Raw genomic sequence first — 17,493 nt, 5'->3', positions numbered from 1 at the left:
ATGAACGGCGCCCCGTGTACCGTTCGACTACCGACCAGCACTCGAGGAGGAGTGGACCAGTTCCACGCCGTACATGAATTTCAAACGCCTCTTCAAGGGCCCGTGGCTCTGGATCGTCCTGATCACGATGGTCGTCTTGATCGTCGTCACGATGTCGTCGTCGGCCGACGGCTACAAGAAGATCACGACCGGCACGATGGTGACCTACCTCGACACGGGCAAGATCGACTCGGTCAAGTTCGTCGAGGGCGACCAGGTCATCCAGGCGACGCTGGTCGACGGCAAGAAGGTCAAGGCCAAGTTCCTCGGTGACCAGGGCTCCCGTCTGGTCGAGCAGTCCGAGCAGCTGCAAGGCCGACAAGAAGCTGAAGACGCTCGACGTCGAGGTCCCCAAGACCAACCCGTTCTTGTCGCTGCTGTTCACCCTGATCCCGTTCATCCTGATCTTCGGCCTGATCATCTTCATGATGAACAACGCGGCCGGCGGTGGCGGCCGCGTCATGCAGTTCGCCAAGTCCAAGGCCAAGCTCATGAGCAAGGACACCCCCAAGACGACGTTCGCCGACGTCGCGGGCTGCGACGAGGCGATCGAAGAGCTCGGCGAGATCAAGGAGTTCCTCCAAGAACCCGCCAAGTTCCAGGCCGTCGGTGCCAAGATCCCCAAGGGCGTCCTGCTGTACGGCCCGCCCGGAACCGGCAAGACGCTGCTCGCCCGCGCTGTCGCCGGCGAGGCCGGCGTCCCGTTCTACTCGATCTCCGGATCCGACTTCGTCGAGATGTTCGTCGGCGTCGGCGCCTCGCGCGTCCGTGACCTGTTCGAGCAGGCCAAGGAGAATGCGCCTGCCATCGTCTTCATCGACGAGATCGACGCCGTCGGACGCCACCGCGGCACCGGCATGGGCGGCGGCCACGACGAGCGCGAGCAGACCCTCAACCAGCTGCTCGTCGAGATGGACGGCTTCGACGTCCGCGGCGGCGTCATCCTGATCGCCGCGACCAACCGGCCCGACGTCCTCGACCCGGCGCTGCTGCGCCCCGGGTCGCTTCGACCGACAGATCGGCGTCGAGGCGCCCGACCTGGCCGGACGCACCCAGATCCTGAAGGTCCACGCGCGTGGCAAGCCCATCGCCCCGGGCGTCGACCTCGAAGCCATCGGCCGCCGCACCCCGGGCTTCTCGGGTGCCGACCTCGCCAACGTCCTCAACGAGGCTGCGCTGCTCACGGCCCGCAACGGCGCCAAGCTGATCGACAGCGCTGCCCTGGACGAGGCGATCGACCGGGTCATCTCGGGTCCGCAGAAGCGCAGCCGTCTGATGAACGAGGACGAGCGTCGCATCACGGCGTACCACGAGGGCGGACACGCACTGGTCGCCGCAGCGTTGCCGCAGAGCGACCCGGTGCACAAGATCACGATCTTGCCGCGTGGCCGTGCGCTGGGCTACACGATGGTGCTGCCCGACGAGGACAAGTACTCCCAGACCCGTGCCGAGCTGCTCGACAAGCTCGCCTACATGCTGGGCGGTCGCGCCGCCGGAAGGCTCGTGTTCCACGATCCGACGACCGGCGCCGGCAACGACATCGAGAAGGCGACCAACCTCGCCCGCGCGATGGTCACCCAGTACGGCATGACCGAGCGCCTGGGTGCCGTCCGCCTCGGCGAGAACGAAGGCCAGCCGTTCCTGGGCCGCGACATCGGCCACTCCCGCAACTACTCCGAAGCCGTGGCCGCAGCCGTCGACGAAGAGATCAACAAGCTCATCACGTTCGCGCACCAAGAGGCCTTCGACATCCTGCACGAGAACCGCGACGTGCTCGACGCGCTCGTCGTCGAGCTGCTCGAGAAGGAGACGCTCGACAAGGCGCAGGTTGCGGCGATCTTCGAGCCGTTGCGCCGCCCGCGCGATCCGTCCCGCGTGGACCGGATCAGACACCCGCGTGCCCGACACCCGCCCGCCGGTCGACCACATCCCCGGCCGTTCGTACAGCGGAGAGAACAACAACACCCCGATCGTCGTCGGTCCCGACGCGGGAGTTGACGCTCCGCCGCCGGCCGGTCCGCCGATCCACGACGACCAGGCACCCACATGAGCGTCGACCTTCCTCGCGCTGAAGCTGCGATCCGCGAGCTGCTGTTCGCGGTCGGCGAGGACCCCGACCGCGAAGGTCTGCGCGACACCCCCAAACGGGTCGCCAAGTCGTACGACGAGCTGCTCGCCGGGCTCGACCAGAGTCCCGAGGACGTCCTGACGGCGGTCTTCGAGGTCGGCCACGACGGCTCGTGCTGGTCAAGGACATCGAGCTGCTGGTCGATGTGCGAGCACCACCTCGTGCCGTTCTTCGGCAAGGCGCACGTCGGCTACATCCCCACCGAAGGCGGCCGCGTGACCGGGCTGTCGAAGCCTCGCCCGTCTCGTCGACGTCTTCGCGCGACGTCCCCAGGTGCAGGAACGACTCACCACCGAGATCGCCGACGCCCTCGTCAAGCACCTGCAGCCCCGCGGGGTCATCGTCGTGCTGGAGGCCGAGCACCTGTGCATGGCGATGCGCGGAGTGCGCAAGGGCGGCGCCAAGACCGTCACGAGCGCCGTGCGTGGTCAGCTGCGCGATCCGGCCACGCGGGCCGAGGCCATGGGCCTCATCGTGGGGCGCTAGCCGTTGCTCGCCGGAACTGCGCACGATCGCTGCCTCGTGATGGGCGTCGTGAACGTCACGCCCGATTCATTCTCCGACGGCGGCAGGTGGATCGACGCCGACACCGCGATCCAGCACGGTCTCGACTCGTCGCTGACGGCGCCGACCTCGTCGACGTCGGCGGAGAGTCGACCCGACCAGGGGCGCTGCGCATCGACGCCGCCGAAGAGCTCCGCCGGGTCGAACCGGTCATCCGGGGGCTCGTCGCCGAAGGCGTGACCGTGTCGGTCGACACGATGCGCGCCTCGACCGCCCGCATCGCCCTCGAGCTCGGTGCCGCCCTCATCAACGACGTCTCCGGTGGCCGGGCCGACCCCGAGATGATGCCGCTCGTGGCAGGCAGCGAGGCCCCCGTCGTCCTGATGCACTGGCGCGAGCACTCCGACCAGATGCAGCAGCACACCCGCTACGACGACCTGATCGCCGACATCCGCAGCGGGCTGCTCGTCCAGGTCGACGCAGCCGTGACAGCAGGAGTCGACCCGGCCCGGATCATCCTCGACCCGGGCCTCGGCTTCTCCAAGACCGGTGACCAGAACTGGACTGTGCTCGCCCACCTCGACGAGTTCGTCGCGATGGGCTATCCGCTGCTCGTCGCCGGAAGCCGTAAACGCTTCCTGGGCGAGCTGCTCAGCGACGACCAAGTACTACGGCCGGTCGGAGACCGCGACGACGCCACAGCCGCTGTCACGGCCGTCTCAGCGGCAGCGGGGGCCTGGTGCGTCAGGGTGCACGAGCCTGCCGCGTCGGCCGACGCCGTGCGCGTCGTGGCCCGCGTCCGCCAGGCTGGCATGAGCGAGCGCGCCCTCACCGTGCACCGGGCGTTCTACGACGCGGTCGAGAGCGGCGACGTCGACCTGATGGCGACGTTGTGGGTAGACGACCCGCACACGTCCTGCGTCCACCCTGGAGCTCAGCCGCTGCGTGGCACGAGCCAGGTGCTGCGGTCGTGGACCGTGCTGATGGCCAACGTCGGCTACATCCAGTTCTTCCTGACCGACGTCGACGTGCAGACGTTCCCGCCCGGAGCCGACGAGCCCTCCGTCGCCGTCATCGTCTGCACCGAGAACATCCTGTCGGGTGAAGGCATGTCGTCGCCCGAGGCCTTCAGCGGCGGCAAGGCGGTCTGCACCAGTATCTTGGTGCGCGACCCGTCAGGCGGGCGCACGGCGGGAGACTGGAAGTTCTGGTCACGCCACGCCTCGCCCATCGCCGACCTCTCGGTAGGAGACTGAAGTGCCCATCCCACACGGCCTCGACCGCATCGACCTGCGCGGTATCACCGCTCACGGGTACCACGGCGTGTTCGAGGACGAGAAGCGCGACGGCCAGACCTTCATCGCCGACGTGAGTCTTGGCCTCGACCTGGGGCCTGCGGCGCGCGAGCACGACCTGACCAAGACCGTCCACTACGGCATCCTGGCGCAACAGATACACGATGCCATCGTGAGCGATCCAGTCGACCTGATCGAAACGCTCGCGCTTCGTATGGTGGACTTGTGTCTGGTAGAAGAGTCGGTTCAATGGGTTAGCGTGACGGTGCACAAGCCGGAAGCGCCCATCGCGGTGACGTTTCAAGACGTCGCCGTCACGATAGAGCGGAGCAAACTGTGACCGAAGCACCCACCCCGTACGTCCTTGACGCCGACACGATGACGGGCGGCATGCGCCCCATCCGTCAGGCGGTCCTGGCGCTCGGCTCCAACCTGGGTGACCGGCATGGCAAGTTGCAAGGAGCCGTCTCTGCCCTCGAGGACACCCCCGAGGTCACGGTCGTTGCGATTTCGTCGGTGTACGAGACCGAGCCGGTCAACACGCCTGACGACGCAGGCAAGTTCCTCAACGCGGTCGTCCTGATCGACACGACGCTGACGGTCCACACGCTGCTCGACCGGGCGCTGGCGATCGAGGACGCGTTCGGACGCGTTCGTTCCGAGCCTGGTGCCTCGCGCACCCTCGACGTCGACGTCATCGTCGTGGGCAACCGCATCGCCGACGACGAGGCGCTGATTCTGCCGCACCCCCGTGCACATGAGCGTGGATTCGTGCTGGTGCCGTGGCTCGAGATCGACCCAGAAGGCGAGATCCCGGGCAAGGGATTCGTCGCCGACCTGATCGGTGGGGTCGACACCAGCGGCGTCGTCAAGCGCGAGGACCTCGAGATCATCCTGTGACCGCCAGGCCGACGCCGGTGCTGCTGCTTGCAGCGCTCATCGGCGTCGGGCTCGTGGGAGGACGGCTCACGCCGCCTCTGATCGTGCGGTTCGACGGCACAGTGCCGCGACTCGGCTGGGCGGCGCCCATCATGCTGCTCGCCGCAGCTGTCGTGGTCGGGATGTTCGCCTGGAAGACGTGGCAGAGCCTGCACAAGAAACATGAGCGGATGACCGCCGACTACGGCATCAAGATGCTGTCGTTGGCCAAGTCGTGTGCGATCGTCGGGGCGATCGTGGCGGGCTTCTACGGCGGCTTCGCCTTCGCGTATCTCGATGCCCTCGACTCGACCTTGGGGCATGAGCGGTTCGTCCGGGGTCTCGTCGCGGCGGTCGCGAGCCTGCTCCTGCTGATCGCGGCGCTGCTGCTCGAACGTGCCTGCCGCCTCCCCGAGGACGACGACCCCGACCCCGACGCCTCCCGCCCCGCACCCCAACGCTGAAGAGGCCCTTACCGCCCCGCGACGAGGTGGTTATGGCCCTCTGACGAGGCCCTTGTGGCCCCTCGACGAGGCGGTGCCTCGCAGGGCGGCAAGTACCTCGTCGCGGGGCGATAAGTACCTCGTCAGGGGGCAACAAGTACCTCGTCAGGGGGTGGGGGAGGAGGGTGTGGCGGAGGGTCTCCAGGCCGATGCTGCCCACGGCCAGGGCTTGGCGGTGGAAGTCCTTGAGCGACGGTTCCGCGCCGCTGGATGGTTGTGCAGCCTGCCAGTCGTCGCGCAGCTGCTCCCACATGCGCTGGCCAACCTTGTACGAGGGTGCCTGCCCCGCCCAGCCGAGATAGCGGTTGACCTCGAACCGGACGAACGCCGGGTCCATGTTGACGTGCTGGGCCATGAACGCGAACGCGTCCTCGCCGGTCCAGGTGCCGCTGCCGTCAGGCTTGGGCTTCTCGAGGTGGACGCCGATGTCGACGACGACCCGGGCCGCGCGCATTCGCTGGCCGTCGAGCATCCCCAGGCGGTCGGCCGGATCGTCCAGGTAGCCGAGATCGGCCATGAGACGCTCGGCGTACAGTGCCCAGCCCTCGCCGTGCCCGGAGTTCCAGTTGAGCCGGCGCCAGCTGTTGAGCTCGGCGCTGTTGTGCACTGCCAGCCCGCACTGGAGGTGATGGCCCGGCACGCCCTCGTGGTACACCGTCGTGAGCTCGCGCCACGTGTCGAACTCGGTCACGCCGTCAGGCACGCTCCACCACATCCGGCCGGCACGGGGAGAAGTCCTCGCTCGGCGGCGTGTAGTAGATGCCACCCTCGTCGGTCGGCGCGATCATGCACTCGAGTCGGCGCATCTGCTCAGGGATGTCGAAATGGGTCCGTCCGAGCTCGGCGACGGCGCGGTCGCTCGTCTCCTGCATCCAGGCCTGCAGTGCTTCGGTTCCGCCCAGCTTGCGGGCTGGATCGGCTTCCAGGTGTGCGATGGCCTCGGCGACCGTGGCGCCAGGCAGGATCTCGTCCGCGATGCGTTCCTGCTCCTCGACCATGCGACGACAGCTCGTCGACACCCCACTCGTAGGTCTCGTCGAGGTCGATCTTCGCCCCGACGAAGTCCCGCGACGCGAGTGCATAGTGCTCGCGGCCGACCGCGTCGTGCTCGGCGGCGCGGGGGGCGAGATCGTTCTCGAGGAAGTCGATCAGCGAGGCGTACGCCTGCGCGGCAGCCTGCGCACCTGATGTGAGGTCGGCGCGCAACGAGTCCGGGACGTCGCCCTGTGCCGCGAGCTTGGCGAAGAAGGTGTCGTTGCCGGTCTGCTTGCGGGCCTGGTCGATGACCTCGCGGACCTGACGGATCGCCGGCACGTTGCCGGTCGCGATGCCGATGCGCAGCGAGTTGAGGTAGCCGTCCATCGCGGCGGGGATGTTGTGCATGCGTCCGGCGACGTGTGACCAGTCGTCCTCGGTCTCGGTGGACATCAGGTCGAAGATGTCGCGCAGCTCCCTGTGCCGGAGAGGCGATGACGTTGAGATCGCGCTGCCAGAACCCGGCCTCGATCTTCTCGACGTCCAGCTGAGGGTGCGGATCAGCTCGGCCTGGGTGATCTGGTCGACGGCGTCGTGGACCTCGGTGCGGCGGGCACGCGCAAGCGTCGACCGAGCTGCATCGGCGTACGTGGCGACACCGTCGGGCGAACGGTCGGTGTACTCGGACTCACGGCCGGGGCGTCCGAGGTGGATGTGAAGCTCTGGCGACAGGTCGAGCAGGGTGTCGAGCCACGCCTCGGCCAGCTCGTCCATCGGGGTGGGGATGCGCTCCTGGGTCATGGTCCGACCCTACGACGTCCCCTCCGGGGCGGTGGATCCTCAACCCATCAAGGGACGTTGTCACGCACCGGGCGCTGTGACGCGAGGTGCGTGGCAAAGAGGCCAGGCCTCGTGGGAAACCGACGGAAGGGGGCTACTTGTCGATGTCGCCGACGACGAAGAACATCGATCCGAGGATCGCCACCAGGTCGGCGACGACGGTGCCGCTGACGATCTCTGGCAGAACCGAGATGTTGTTGAACGACGCCGACCGCAGCTTCAGCCGCCACGGCGTCTTCTCGCCGCGGGACACCAGGTAGTAGCCGTTGAGGCCGAGCGGGTTCTCGGTCCAGACGTACGTGGAACCCTCGGGGGCCTTGAGGATCTTGGGCAGCCGGACGTTGACGGGTCCCGGTGCGAGCTCGGCCAGCCGGGCCAGGCACGCATCAGCGAGGTCGAGCGAGACCTTGGTCTGTTCCAGCAGCACCGCGAAGCGGGCGTGGCAGTCGCCCTCGGACCTGACCGGTACGCGCAGCACGTCCTGCAGCTCGCCGTACGCCAGGTAGGGCTCGTCGCGGCGCAGGTCGAAGTCGAGGCCGGACGCCCGAGCGATGGGGCCGGAGACGCCGTAGTCCTCGACCAGCGAGGGGGAGAGCACGCCGACGCCGACGGTGCGGGCCCGGAAGATCTCGTTGCCGAAGATCAGCCTTCCAGCTCGGCCAGCCTGGTTCGCACGGTCGCGATTGCGGCGGATGCACGTCCGGGCCAGCCGGCCGGGATGTCCTCCTTGAGGCCGCCGACGCGGTTGAACATGTAGTGCATCCGGCCGCCGGAGACTTCCTCCATGACTTCCTGGATCGTCTCGCGCTCACGGAACGCGTAGAAGATCGGCGTGATCGCGCCCAGCTCGAGCGGTAGGAGCCGAGGAACATCAGGTGGTTCAGCACCCGGTTGAGCTCGGCCAGCAGCGTCCGGATCCAGGTGGCCCGCTCGGGCACCTCCATGCCGAGCATGTCCTCGACCGCGAGCACGACGCCCAGCTCGGAGGAGAAGGCGCTGAGCCAGTCGTGCCGGTTGGCCAGCATCACGATCTGGCGGTAGTCGCGCACCTCGAACAGCTTCTCGACCCCGCGGTGCATGTAGCCGACGATCGGCTCGCACTCGCGCACCCGTTCGCCGTCGAGGGTCAGCCGCAGCCGCAGCACGCCGTGCGTCGCCGGGTGCTGGGGCCCGATGTTGAGCACCATGTCGGTCGTGGCGAAGCCGGTGCCCACGCTGGCGGTGATCTCGGTCATGGGCGTCCGAACGCCCGACGGATCCGGCGGAGCACCCGCTGCGTGAACCCCCAGGGCGAGCGCCGCTCGATGCGTTCGAGCCGGGCGTACAGCTCGTCGATCTGCCCCTTCTGGCCGGCGAGCTTCTCGGCGGTCTGCGCCTGGATGCGGGCGTGTCGGCTGCCGGCGCCGTTCCACGGGGGGTGCGCGAACGGAGGTTCGTACGCCTGCGGGTGGCGGGTGATGTCGAGGACCATGCCGTCGCGCAGCCACTTGAGCCGGGAGGCGATCTCGTGGCCGTCGGACGCGATCAGGGGCTGGACGGGCCGGGGGAACGTCGCGGCGGCGAGTCGTTCGTCGAAGTCGCCGGTGCCGTTGCCTTCGCCCCAGATGTGCTGCAGACCGTTGCGCTCGAGGAAGGCCGTGTACCGGTCGAATCCACGGGGCAGCTCGGAGTTGAACGCTGTCAGGTCGGTTGCGGCGTAGAGCTCTTCGGCGCGCACGTCGGCGGTGAACGAGGGCATGAGGGTGAACGGCATCTGGTGGTGCTCGGCGAGCTCGAGGGTGCGCGAGTCATGGGCCAGCAGCATGGCGGGGGTGCCGCCGAGCAGCGCCGCGACGTTGCCGTGGAACCGGGTGCCGTACGCGAAGTCCTGGGTCGCGCAGAAGTCGTACCAGGTCCACGTGTCGAGGAACAGACGCATGCGGTCCTGCTGGTAGATCGGATGATCGAGGTGGACGGGCACGAGCGGGTCGTGGACGTGGGGGAAGGGGGTGCCCACAGCAGCAGTCGCAGGTCGTGGGCATCTTGGCCGATGTAGGTCAGCTGCGGGTGCCGGGCCGCCTGGGCGGTGGCGAAGGCGCCGATGCCGGCGACCTCTGGCGTCAGGTTGAGCGCGAGAGGGCTGTCGGTGGTGATTGCGTCGACCCGCTTGGTGACCTGGAAGTCGCGGCCGTGCAGGAACAGCGACGGGCACCCGATGACGTCGACCGAGGCCTCGGGGAATCCCAGCGAGAGCAGGTAGGAGCGGGTGAACTCACCGCGCACGCCGATCGAGGCAGATCGGTCGAGCACCGCGCCGACGAAGCGTTTGACGGTGTCGGCGATCGGCTGGAGCGACTCGATGCCTTGCCCGTGGGCGGCTTGCGCGCCGATGCCCGTGACGGTGACGGGGATGTCGAGCCGCTCGATCAGCTCGGCCAGCCGGTCGAGGCGGGGCGCGAACTCGGGCCCGGAAGGCATTGGCCAGCGGCACCACGAAGTGATCGAACTCGGCGTTGATGCGGGCGGCGTCACCGCGTTCGGGCACGACTCGCTCCGACAGCGTCCCGTTCGACACGAGCTCGGTGCCATCGGTCGACAACGCTCTCCAGACGGAGTGCTGGAAGAGGTAGTTGCCGCTGTTGGAGTTGAAGACGTCTTGCGTGAGGGTCGATTCGGCGACCACGGGGGTGAACGGATCCTTGCCCGAACGGATCAGCAGTCGGCGCTCACTCATGGGCTCAGTCTTCCACGTCCGGTGGTGTCGGTGATGATCCACCAGAAGTCGCCGAGGCCACCGCGGGCGAGCAGCTCGGCGGCCTCTCCGCTGCGGCTCAACGCCTTGACGTAGGCGGCCGGGTCGGTGTGCGCGAGCCTCGATGGGCGGACGGCCTCCGTCCAGGCCGAGCTGGCTGAGCGCATCGCGTTGTCGCACCAGCTGACCGTCGCAGGCGGCGGCGACGGAATCGACGGCGACGTGGGCGGTGATGTCACGGCTCCCGTCGGGGACGACGTCGACCTCGCGGCCGTCGAGGTACGACCTGAGGGAGCCGAACGGCGGGCGGTCGTCGCGGTGGTGGCCGTAGTCGATCGCCACCGCGATGCCCTCGACCCGGGCGACGGCGTCAGCCCAGGCGGCGTCACGCGCGGCGCCGATCTCGGCCCGTTCGCCGTCGTCGGCCAGCGGCCACCACTGGTCGAGCCAGTCAGAAGAGATCGCCGAACCGAGCGACTCTGCGCCTCCTCGAGGGGCGACAAGTACCTCGCGAGCGACGCCGTCGGACTGCTCGACGACGTCGACCGGGATGTTGTCGAGCCACTCGTTGGCGATCAGGAGACCGTCGATCCGGTCGGGCAGCTCTGGCAGCCACCCGATGCCTTCGGGCAGGGATGCGGGTCGGTCGGCCACCTCGACGCCGATCAGCCGTACGTCGGGGAGCAGGCGGTGCAGGGCAGCGAGCAGCTCACCTCCGCCGGCGCCGAGGTCGACGACGGTTGGCGCCGAGGTGCGCCGGGCGAGCTCGGCGACCGCTTCGGCAAAGGGTCCGATGTGGGCGCTGGTGCGGAAGTGCTCGGCGGGCCGGGAGGTGCGAAAGAAGCCGTCGTCGCCGTAGAGGGCCTGCTCCCACGCCGCGCGCCAGGGAACTTTCGCCATGAGAGCAGGCTAGACCCCGTCCGGACAGCCCAGGGTGCCTACTCGGTCGCGGCGAGGACGCTGACGTGGTTGGCCACCGCCAGCCCGCCCATGTTGTGCACGGCAGCGAGCCGGGCCTGGGGAATCTGTGTCCCGGGGAAGGTTCCGGTCAGCTGCATCGAGGCAAGGACGTGCTGCGAGACACCTGTCGCACCGACCGGATGGCCCTTCGACTTCAGCCCGCCGGAAGGATTGACCACGAGCGCGCCGCCGGGAAGGACGGTTCCTTCGTCGATGGCTCGGCTACCCTGTCCCTGCGGGGCAAGCCCGATCGTCTCGTACATGATCAGCTCGGCGATCGTGAAGCAGTCGTGCAGCTCGACCAGGTCGAGGTCCGACAGGGCGATGCTGGCGGCGGCCAGTGCCTTGTCCCAGGCAAGCCGGGTCGCAGCGAAGGCAAGTGGGTCCCGCTTGGACTTGGGCAGGAAGTCGTTGGCGCTGGCCCAGCCGGCCACCTGTACTGCGGGGTGCTGGGACGAGGTGGCGGTGCTACCGAGCACGAGTGCCGCAGCACCGTCGGAGACCGGTGAGCAGTCCGTGCGTCGTAACGGGGCGGCAACCATGGGATTGCGGTCGGAGACCGTCGAGCAGAACTCCTCGCCGAGGTCCTTGCGCAGGTGCGCATACGGATTCTGCGCGCCGAGCCGGTGACTCTTCGCCGCGATCCTGCCGAGCACGTCGCCGACGGGCCCGTAGCGGCGTTCGTACTCGACCGCGACCTCGGCGAACAGCCCGGCGAAACCGGTCTCCGACACCGTCCCTGCGGCGTCATAGTCGGCTCCGAGCAGGGCGGCCCCTACGGTCGATGCGGGAACGCCCGACATCTTCTCGGCACCGATGACCAAGACTGTCTGGGCGCTGCCAGCCATCAGATGGGCCAGTCCGGTGTGCACTGCGGCCGAGCCCGACGCGCAGGCGTTCTCGACCCGCAGCGCGGGAGTGCCGAACAGCGAGTCGTCGATCTGCAGTGCAAGCGACGACGCGAAGCCGAGGGGATTGATCCCGGAGTTGAACTGACCGAGCACGATCAGGTCGACGTCCGCAGGGTCGACCTCGGCGTCGGCGAGGGCCTCACGTCCGGCGCTGACGATCAGTGACTCCAGCGTGTCGTCGACATGTTTGCCGAAGGCGGTGTGCCCCCAGCCGAGAATGAGTGGACTGTCTACCAACCTGGCCATGTCTGACGCAACTCCTTCTTGTCGATCTTGCCGACGGCGGTCACCGGAAGCGATGGCACGACGACAACCTGTTTGGGTCGTTTGTAGGTGGTCAGGGCGTCGCGCGCGGCAGTCTTGACCGCAGCGGCGGTGACGTCGGGGCCCTCGGGCACCACGAAGGCGACGACCGCTTCGCCCCAGTCCGGGTGCGGGATGCCCGTGACGGCGACCTCGCGGACGCCGGGGACCCTGGCGAGGACCTGCTCGACCTCCGTCGAGTAGACGTTGAGGCCCCCGGTGATGATCATGTCCTTCTTGCGGTCGACGAGGTAGAGGTAGCCGTCGTCGTCGAGGTAGCCCAGGTCGCCGGTGTGCAGCCAGCCGTCACGCAGTGCCTCGGCAGTCTCGGCGTCGCGCCCGAGGTAGCCGGCCATGGTGTACGACGTGCGGGCGGTGACTTCGCCGACTTCACCGGGGCCGCAGGGCGATCCGTCCTCGCGACGCACGACGAGCTGGGCCATCACGACGGACTGTCCGCAGCTCGCGAGCCGGTGGGTGTCGCGATCGAGCCGGTGGTCGTCGCGGCGGAACCGGGTCAGGAAGTTCGGCGCCTCCGACTGGGCGTACAGCTGCATGAACACCGGTCCGAACATCAGCAGCCCCTGCTCGAGTCGTTCGACGCTGATCGGGGCTGCGCCGTACAGGATCGTCCGGACCGCAGCTGGTGTCGAGCCCGACACGCGCTGCGACGGTGTCGAGCAGCCGGTAGATCATGGTCGGCACGAGGAACAGGTAGCTGACCCGATCGACAGTGATCTTGTCGATCACGGACTCGATGTCGAATCCTTCTTCGACGAAGGTCGTCGCGCCCTTCATCAGTGCTGCGTGGAGCAGGAAGCCCGCGCTGTGAGGCAGCGGCGATGTCAGCAGCAGGGCATCTTCGGCGACGATCTCCATCTCGACGACGTGCGACAACAGGTTGGCGGCGATGCCGCGCTGGGTGTGCAGGACGCCTTTGGGCCGCCCGGTCGTGCCACCGGTGTACATGATCAACGCGTGCGCGTCGGGGGACACGTCAGGCTCGTCGGTGAGCGGGGGGTGGGCGATGGCCCTCGACCAGCCGTCGAACTCGCCTGGACCGGCTCCACCGCGAACGATCGTGGTCGGCTCGGCTCCCAGCGCGCGCGCCGCCGTGAGCGAGGCGAGGTGGTCGGCCTCGACCAGGCATACCCGGGCGCCGGAGTCGGCCAGGATGTACGCCTGCTCGTCGGTCGACAACATCAGGTTCAGCGGGACCTTGGCTGCGCCGAGCAGCACGATCGCCAGGTCGGCGACGACGTACTCGATGCCATTGCGCAAGATGAGTGCGACCGGGTCGCCGGGGCTGACGCCCAGGTCTGCCAGGTGTCCGGCCACGGCACGGGCATCGCGCTCCAGGTCGCGATAGGTCCAGGACTGACCGTCGGCCACGACGGCGCGCCGGGTGCGGTGTCGTTGCAGAGTCGGCCAGAGGTAGTCCCGCAGGATCGCCTCAGTCATGTCGTGGGTCCTGTTCTTCAGCGTCTGAGGTGTCAGCTTGGGTCGGAAGCGGGGTCCGGGCGACTCGCATGGCGAGCCCGAACGCCTGGTAGAGCCCGGTCAGCCAGACGATCTCCTGGACCTGCGGCCACCCGAGCAGGTCGACGGCCCGTTGGAACGTCGAGTCGTCCAGATCGGCGTCGTCGACAAGGCAACGGGCCACGTGGTGGACCGTCAGCAGAGGCTCGTCGAGCCGTGGGACGGTTCCCGACCGCAGCAGCGCGCCGACGTCGGGATCCAGGCCTGCGGCAACGGCGATCGGCAGGTGCCCGGCCCACATGAAGTCGGATCCTTCGGCGACGGCGACGACCAGGATCACGACTTCTCGTTCCAGGACTGGCAGCTGCGGCCTCACGGAAGCTCGTCGCGGTCTCCAGCACCGCGAGGCCGACCTGGGGGCTCGCGGCCATGAGGTCGAAGGGCCCGACCAGCCTGCCGTCGGGGTCGACGGGGCTGAGCCCGACCGCGCCGCGACCCCAGTCCTCGCTGATCCGGTCGCGCAGGTGCTGCTGGGCCTCGTCGAGCCGTCCGGCGGTCGTCCACGGCGCCCGGCCCAGCAGGGTGGGCAGATCGGTCACTGGTCCCCCAGGTAGGCCTTGCGGACGTCGTCCGACGCCAGCAGTGCTTCTCCGGTGTCCTCGAGCACGACTACACCGTCCGCCAGGACGTATCCGCGGTCGGACAGCTCCAGGGCCTTGTGCATGTTCTGCTCGGCCAGCAGCACCGTGACACCCTCAGCGGTGATGCGTTCGAGCGTCGCGAACACTTCTTGGACGATGATTGGCGCCAGGCCCAAGGAAGGCTCGTCGAGCACCAGCAGGTCGGGTTGTGACACCAGGGCCCGGCCGAGCGCGACCATCTGCTGCTCGCCGCCTGACATCGTGCCGGCCAGCTGCTTGGAGCGACGTCCCAGGACGGGGAACATCTCGTAGACCTGGTCCAGCGATCCGGTCGCACGGCGCCGGGCGGCAGGGTGGTGCAGCCCGAGCAGCAGGTTGTCGCGGACCGTCATCTCCTTGAACAGTCGGCGCCCCTCCGGCACGAGGGCGATGCCGAGCGCCGGCCGATAGGTGGCCGGACGTCGGGAGATGTCCTCGCCGTCGAAGACGATGCTGCCGCCGCTGACCGGCTGCATGCCCATCAACGCCTGCACCAGCGTGCTCTTGCCGGCGCCGTTCGACCCGACGAGCGAGACGACTGACCCGCGGTCCACCCGCAGGTTGACCCCGCGCAGCGCGGCGGCCTCGCCGTAGTTGACGACCAGCCGTTCAGCTCGAGCATTGACCTCTCCTCCCAGGTAGGCGGCGATGACCAACGGGTCGCCCAGGACCTCGTCGGGTTTGCCGCTGGCCAGGTTCTGTCCTTGGTTCAGGACGTACATGCGGTCGGCCAGGCTCGCGACCGCGCGGACGTTGTGCTCGATGTAGACCACGGCGACCCCGCTGTCGCGCAGCGATGCGATCAGCGCCATGCCCGCCTCGGCCTCGGACGGGTTGAGCCCGCCGAGCACCTCGTCGAGCAGGATGAGCGCCGGGTCCAGCGCCAGGGCGCGGGCGATCTCCAAGAACTTGCGTTCGTGCAAGGTCAGCACGTCCACGGTGCTGTCGGCATGGGCCGCCAGGCCCACCCGTTCGAGCACCTCGCGGGCCCGGTCCAGCGCGGCGACCCGGGTCAGCCGGTCGCGTCCGAACATCGAGGACGTCGCGACGTTCTCGACGACCGTGAACGAGCCCAGCGGACGGGGCACCTGGAACGTGCGGGCGATCCCGGCCTGGGCGCGGAGGTGCGGGGCGGAACGGGTGATGTCCTTGCCAGCGAGCTCGATCGATCCGGCACTGACCGGGTGTGAGCCGGCGATACAGCTCAGCAGGGTCGTCTTGCCCGAGCCGTTGGGTCCGACGAGGCCGATGATCTCGCCGGCGGACACCTCGAGGGTGACCTGGTCGAGGGCGGTCACTCCGCCGAAGCGCTTGGTGACGTCGACACAGCGAAGCAGCGTCATCGTGCTCCTCCCTTGATGGTGCGCGCGGGGGTCAGGCGCGTGATGAACCCGGAGACGCCGTGTGGCATCAGCGCGATCACCACGACGAGGCTGAGTCCGACGATGACCTGGGCGAGCTCGGCGGAACCGAGGCCGAGCAGGGCCTCCCGCAAGGTGACGACGAGTGCGGCTCCGATGACCGGGCCCCACCAGCGGGTCATGCCGCCGAGGATCGCCATCATGATCACGAACAACGGGATGTTGAGCGCGAACACCGCGCCGACCTCGACGTAGCCGAGGAACACGGCCTGAGGTGCGCCGGCCAGACCGGCGAGGGCCCCGCTGATCGCGAAGGTGACGACCTTGTAGCGGTACGTGGGGACGCCCAGCGACTCGGCGACGGACTCGTCGTCGCGGATCGAACGCAGCGCCGTGCCCCAGCGGGTGTTGGCGGCCGCGATCGCGGCGGCACCGCACAAGGCGACCAGGAGAGCGGCGACGATGAACAGGTGCCGGGTGTCCGAGCCGATCCAGCTGTCGGCGGTGTGCTCACGGACGAAGACGCCGGTGCCGCCGTCGAGGAACGCGACGTTCGAAACCACCGTCATGACGATGAACGCCATCGCCAACGTGATGAGACCGAACAAGTCGCCGGCGAAGCGCGGGGAGGCGAACACCGCCAGCCCGACGACCAGTGCGAGGGCACCGGCGACCAGACCTGCCACCAGCAGCGCCACGATGAACGGCATGTCGGTCGACCGGAGCATGGCTGCTGCGGCATACGTCCCGATGCCGAAGAACACGCCGTGGCCGAAGCTGGCATAGCCGGAGTTGCCCGAGAACATGCTCCAGCTGAGAGCCAGGCAGATCCAGATCAGGAACTGGAATCCGAACGTGACAGCGAAGTTCGTGCCGAAGGTCGGCACCAGCGCGATCGCCAGGGCCACGCCGGCGGCGAGAACGATGAGCGGCCGGCGCATGGATGGATCAAGCCAGTGATTCACGGGTGACTCCTGAGGTGAGGCGCTCCTTGGCGAGGCGCGCCAGCGGTTGGAGGGCGAGGAAGGCGAACAGCAGGCCGAACGTCACGGCCGGCGCCCACTGCGGTGGGAACCACAGCGACCAGGCGTTCTGGACCACCATCAGGACGATCGCGGCCAGCAGGGCTCCCAGAGGCCGGCCGAGACCGCCGAGGAGGGAGGCGACGACCACGATGCCGATCCAGTGCAGCGGGAGCCCCGGGGACAGCGGCATCTTCATGGCGACGACCATCCCGGCGGCGGCGGCGCTGGCCGATGCCAGACCTGAGATCGCCAGGGTGATGGGCAGGATCTGGACACCGAGCGTCTCGGCGACGGCCCCGTCCTGGCGCATCGCCTGCACGGCCCGTCCCCATCGGGTGCGGTGCAGGGCGAGAGCTGCGCCGCCGACCAGGATCACCGCGACTGCGAGGGCGACGAGGTCGATCGGTGCCACCGAGACCGAACCGACCTTGGTGCTCTGGGTGAGGCCGTCGGCCAGCCAGGGGCGCAGGCTCAGCAGGTCGGGGCTCCAGATCATCGACACGACGCTCTCGGTGACGATGAACAGCGCGAACGTGAGCAGCAGGCTCGTGAACGCCTCGGCCTTGATCAGGTGGAAGAACCACTGGACCGCGACGCCGAGGACGAAGAACGTCGGCACGGTCACCGCGAGGGTCAGGAATGGGTTCCACAGCTGCTCGGTGACGAGCGTGTAGGTGAGATAGGCGCCCAGCAGGGTGAGCGAGAGGTGGAAGAAGTCAGGCACGCCGAGGTGGCCCCACTTCATGGTCAGTCCCAGCGCGATGGTGCCGAACAGGCAGCCGAGGAACACGCCGTTGAGCAGAGTCTGCGCGAGGGCGAGGGTCGAAACCGACATCTGCGA

The 17,493-nt window shown here is 68.5% G+C and carries 13 protein-coding genes and 9 pseudogenes; 8 read left to right on the top strand and 14 right to left on the bottom strand.

Features of this window, described 5'->3' with window-relative positions; all coding sequences use genetic code 11:
- Window positions 1-73: 73 nt before the first annotated feature.
- The 8 genes and pseudogenes from ftsH to ACHMWU_RS22475 all read left to right on the top strand — a co-directional run bounded on the left by ftsH (window position 74) and on the right by ACHMWU_RS22475 (window position 5,348).
- Window positions 74-2,089: pseudogene (gene ftsH, locus ACHMWU_RS22510) on the top strand (ATP-dependent zinc metalloprotease FtsH).
- Window positions 2,086-2,340 (top strand): annotated as a pseudogene (locus ACHMWU_RS22505) (GTP cyclohydrolase I); the annotation flags it as partial. The pseudogenes ftsH and ACHMWU_RS22505, both read left to right, overlap by 4 nt.
- 100 nt (window positions 2,341-2,440) lie before the next feature.
- A complete protein-coding gene (locus ACHMWU_RS22500) occupies window positions 2,441-2,653 on the top strand; it encodes a GTP cyclohydrolase I (RefSeq protein ID WP_396047352.1) in 213 nt (70 codons plus the stop codon).
- A 39-nt stretch (window positions 2,654-2,692) separates the two neighbouring features.
- A pseudogene (gene folP / locus ACHMWU_RS22495) lies at window positions 2,693-3,471 on the top strand (dihydropteroate synthase); the annotation flags it as partial.
- 12 nt (window positions 3,472-3,483) lie between these two features.
- The gene (locus ACHMWU_RS22490; RefSeq protein ID WP_396049177.1) at window positions 3,484-3,927 is read left to right on the top strand and encodes a nuclear transport factor 2 family protein; all 444 of its coding nucleotides are present in this window, start codon (window positions 3,484-3,486) and stop codon (window positions 3,925-3,927) included.
- Between the two features lies 1 nt (window position 3,928).
- Window positions 3,929-4,306: a dihydroneopterin aldolase gene (folB, locus tag ACHMWU_RS22485; RefSeq protein ID WP_396047350.1), complete on the top strand. Its 378-nt coding sequence runs from the start codon at window positions 3,929-3,931 to the stop codon at window positions 4,304-4,306.
- A complete protein-coding gene (folK, locus tag ACHMWU_RS22480; RefSeq protein WP_396047348.1) occupies window positions 4,303-4,866 on the top strand; it encodes a 2-amino-4-hydroxy-6-hydroxymethyldihydropteridine diphosphokinase in 564 nt (187 codons plus the stop codon). Before folB ends, folK begins: the two co-directional genes overlap by 4 nt.
- Window positions 4,863-5,348, top strand: a complete 486-nt coding sequence (locus ACHMWU_RS22475; protein WP_396047346.1) for a DUF3180 domain-containing protein — start codon at window positions 4,863-4,865, stop codon at window positions 5,346-5,348. The genes folK and ACHMWU_RS22475 overlap by 4 nt, the downstream gene beginning before the upstream one ends.
- 226 nt (window positions 5,349-5,574) lie before the next feature.
- Here the strand turns inward: ACHMWU_RS22475 and ACHMWU_RS22470 are convergent.
- The 14 genes and pseudogenes from ACHMWU_RS22470 to ACHMWU_RS22405 form a co-directional block, all read right to left on the bottom strand.
- Window positions 5,575-6,102: pseudogene (locus tag ACHMWU_RS22470) on the bottom strand (DUF885 domain-containing protein); the annotation flags it as partial.
- Window positions 6,083-6,385, bottom strand: coding sequence for a DUF885 family protein (locus ACHMWU_RS22465; RefSeq protein ID WP_396047344.1), 303 nt, complete (start codon window positions 6,383-6,385; stop codon window positions 6,083-6,085). The pseudogene ACHMWU_RS22470 and the gene ACHMWU_RS22465, both read right to left, overlap by 20 nt.
- A 70-nt stretch (window positions 6,386-6,455) precedes the next feature.
- A pseudogene (locus ACHMWU_RS22460) lies at window positions 6,456-7,136 on the bottom strand (DUF885 family protein); the annotation flags it as partial.
- Window positions 7,137-7,296: 160 nt separating this feature from the next.
- Window positions 7,297-7,988, bottom strand: a pseudogene (locus ACHMWU_RS22455) (hypothetical protein).
- 445 nt (window positions 7,989-8,433) lie between these two features.
- Entirely contained in the window at window positions 8,434-9,198 is a 765-nt protein-coding gene (locus ACHMWU_RS22450) for a polysaccharide pyruvyl transferase family protein (RefSeq protein WP_396047342.1), read from the bottom strand.
- A gap of 218 nt (window positions 9,199-9,416) precedes the next feature.
- Window positions 9,417-9,659: pseudogene (locus tag ACHMWU_RS22445) on the bottom strand (hypothetical protein); the annotation flags it as partial.
- Window positions 9,660-10,185: 526 nt separating this feature from the next.
- Window positions 10,186-10,833, bottom strand: a pseudogene (locus ACHMWU_RS22440) (SAM-dependent methyltransferase); the annotation flags it as partial.
- Between the two features lie 38 nt (window positions 10,834-10,871).
- Window positions 10,872-12,050, bottom strand: a complete 1,179-nt coding sequence (locus ACHMWU_RS22435; RefSeq protein ID WP_396047340.1) for a thiolase domain-containing protein — start codon at window positions 12,048-12,050, stop codon at window positions 10,872-10,874.
- A complete protein-coding gene (locus tag ACHMWU_RS22430) occupies window positions 12,035-12,769 on the bottom strand; it encodes a class I adenylate-forming enzyme family protein (protein WP_396047338.1) in 735 nt (244 codons plus the stop codon). Before ACHMWU_RS22430 ends, ACHMWU_RS22435 begins: the two co-directional genes overlap by 16 nt.
- A gap of 19 nt (window positions 12,770-12,788) precedes the next feature.
- Window positions 12,789-13,568, bottom strand: a pseudogene (locus ACHMWU_RS22425) (class I adenylate-forming enzyme family protein); the annotation flags it as partial.
- On the bottom strand, window positions 13,561-13,962 hold the full coding sequence (locus ACHMWU_RS22420; protein ID WP_396047336.1) for a carboxymuconolactone decarboxylase family protein: 402 nt from the start codon (window positions 13,960-13,962) through the stop codon (window positions 13,561-13,563). The gene ACHMWU_RS22420 and the pseudogene ACHMWU_RS22425, both read right to left, overlap by 8 nt.
- 219 nt (window positions 13,963-14,181) lie before the next feature.
- Window positions 14,182-15,609: an ATP-binding cassette domain-containing protein gene (locus ACHMWU_RS22415; RefSeq protein WP_396047334.1), complete on the bottom strand. Its 1,428-nt coding sequence runs from the start codon at window positions 15,607-15,609 to the stop codon at window positions 14,182-14,184.
- Complete coding sequence (locus ACHMWU_RS22410) at window positions 15,606-16,568, bottom strand: branched-chain amino acid ABC transporter permease (RefSeq protein WP_396047332.1); 963 nt, start codon at window positions 16,566-16,568, stop codon at window positions 15,606-15,608. The genes ACHMWU_RS22415 and ACHMWU_RS22410 overlap by 4 nt, the downstream gene beginning before the upstream one ends.
- A gap of 7 nt (window positions 16,569-16,575) precedes the next feature.
- The gene (locus ACHMWU_RS22405; protein WP_396047330.1) at window positions 16,576-17,487 is read right to left on the bottom strand and encodes a branched-chain amino acid ABC transporter permease; all 912 of its coding nucleotides are present in this window, start codon (window positions 17,485-17,487) and stop codon (window positions 16,576-16,578) included.
- Window positions 17,488-17,493 lie beyond the last annotated feature (6 nt).

Source organism: Aeromicrobium sp. UC242_57 (assembly GCF_044452305.1).
Lineage (GTDB): Bacteria > Actinomycetota > Actinomycetes > Propionibacteriales > Nocardioidaceae > Aeromicrobium.
Note: the sequence above shows the minus strand (reverse complement) of the source record. Positions and strands in the feature narration are given on the sequence as shown.

What these genes read in the sequence shown, in the direction of transcription:
- ACHMWU_RS22465 (WP_396047344.1), bottom strand. Translation starts at nt 6,385, where the DNA reads ATGGTCGAGGAGCAGGAACGCATCGCGGACGAGATCCTGCCTGGCGCC.
- ACHMWU_RS22490 (WP_396049177.1), top strand. Translation starts at nt 3,484, where the DNA reads ATGAGCGAGCGCGCCCTCACCGTGCACCGGGCGTTCTACGACGCGGTC.
- ACHMWU_RS22415 (WP_396047334.1), bottom strand. Translation starts at nt 15,609, where the DNA reads ATGACGCTGCTTCGCTGTGTCGACGTCACCAAGCGCTTCGGCGGAGTG.
- ACHMWU_RS22410 (WP_396047332.1), bottom strand. Translation starts at nt 16,568, where the DNA reads ATGCGCCGGCCGCTCATCGTTCTCGCCGCCGGCGTGGCCCTGGCGATC.
- ACHMWU_RS22435 (WP_396047340.1), bottom strand. Translation starts at nt 12,050, where the DNA reads ATGGCCAGGTTGGTAGACAGTCCACTCATTCTCGGCTGGGGGCACACC.
- ACHMWU_RS22405 (WP_396047330.1), bottom strand. Translation starts at nt 17,487, where the DNA reads ATGTCGGTTTCGACCCTCGCCCTCGCGCAGACTCTGCTCAACGGCGTG.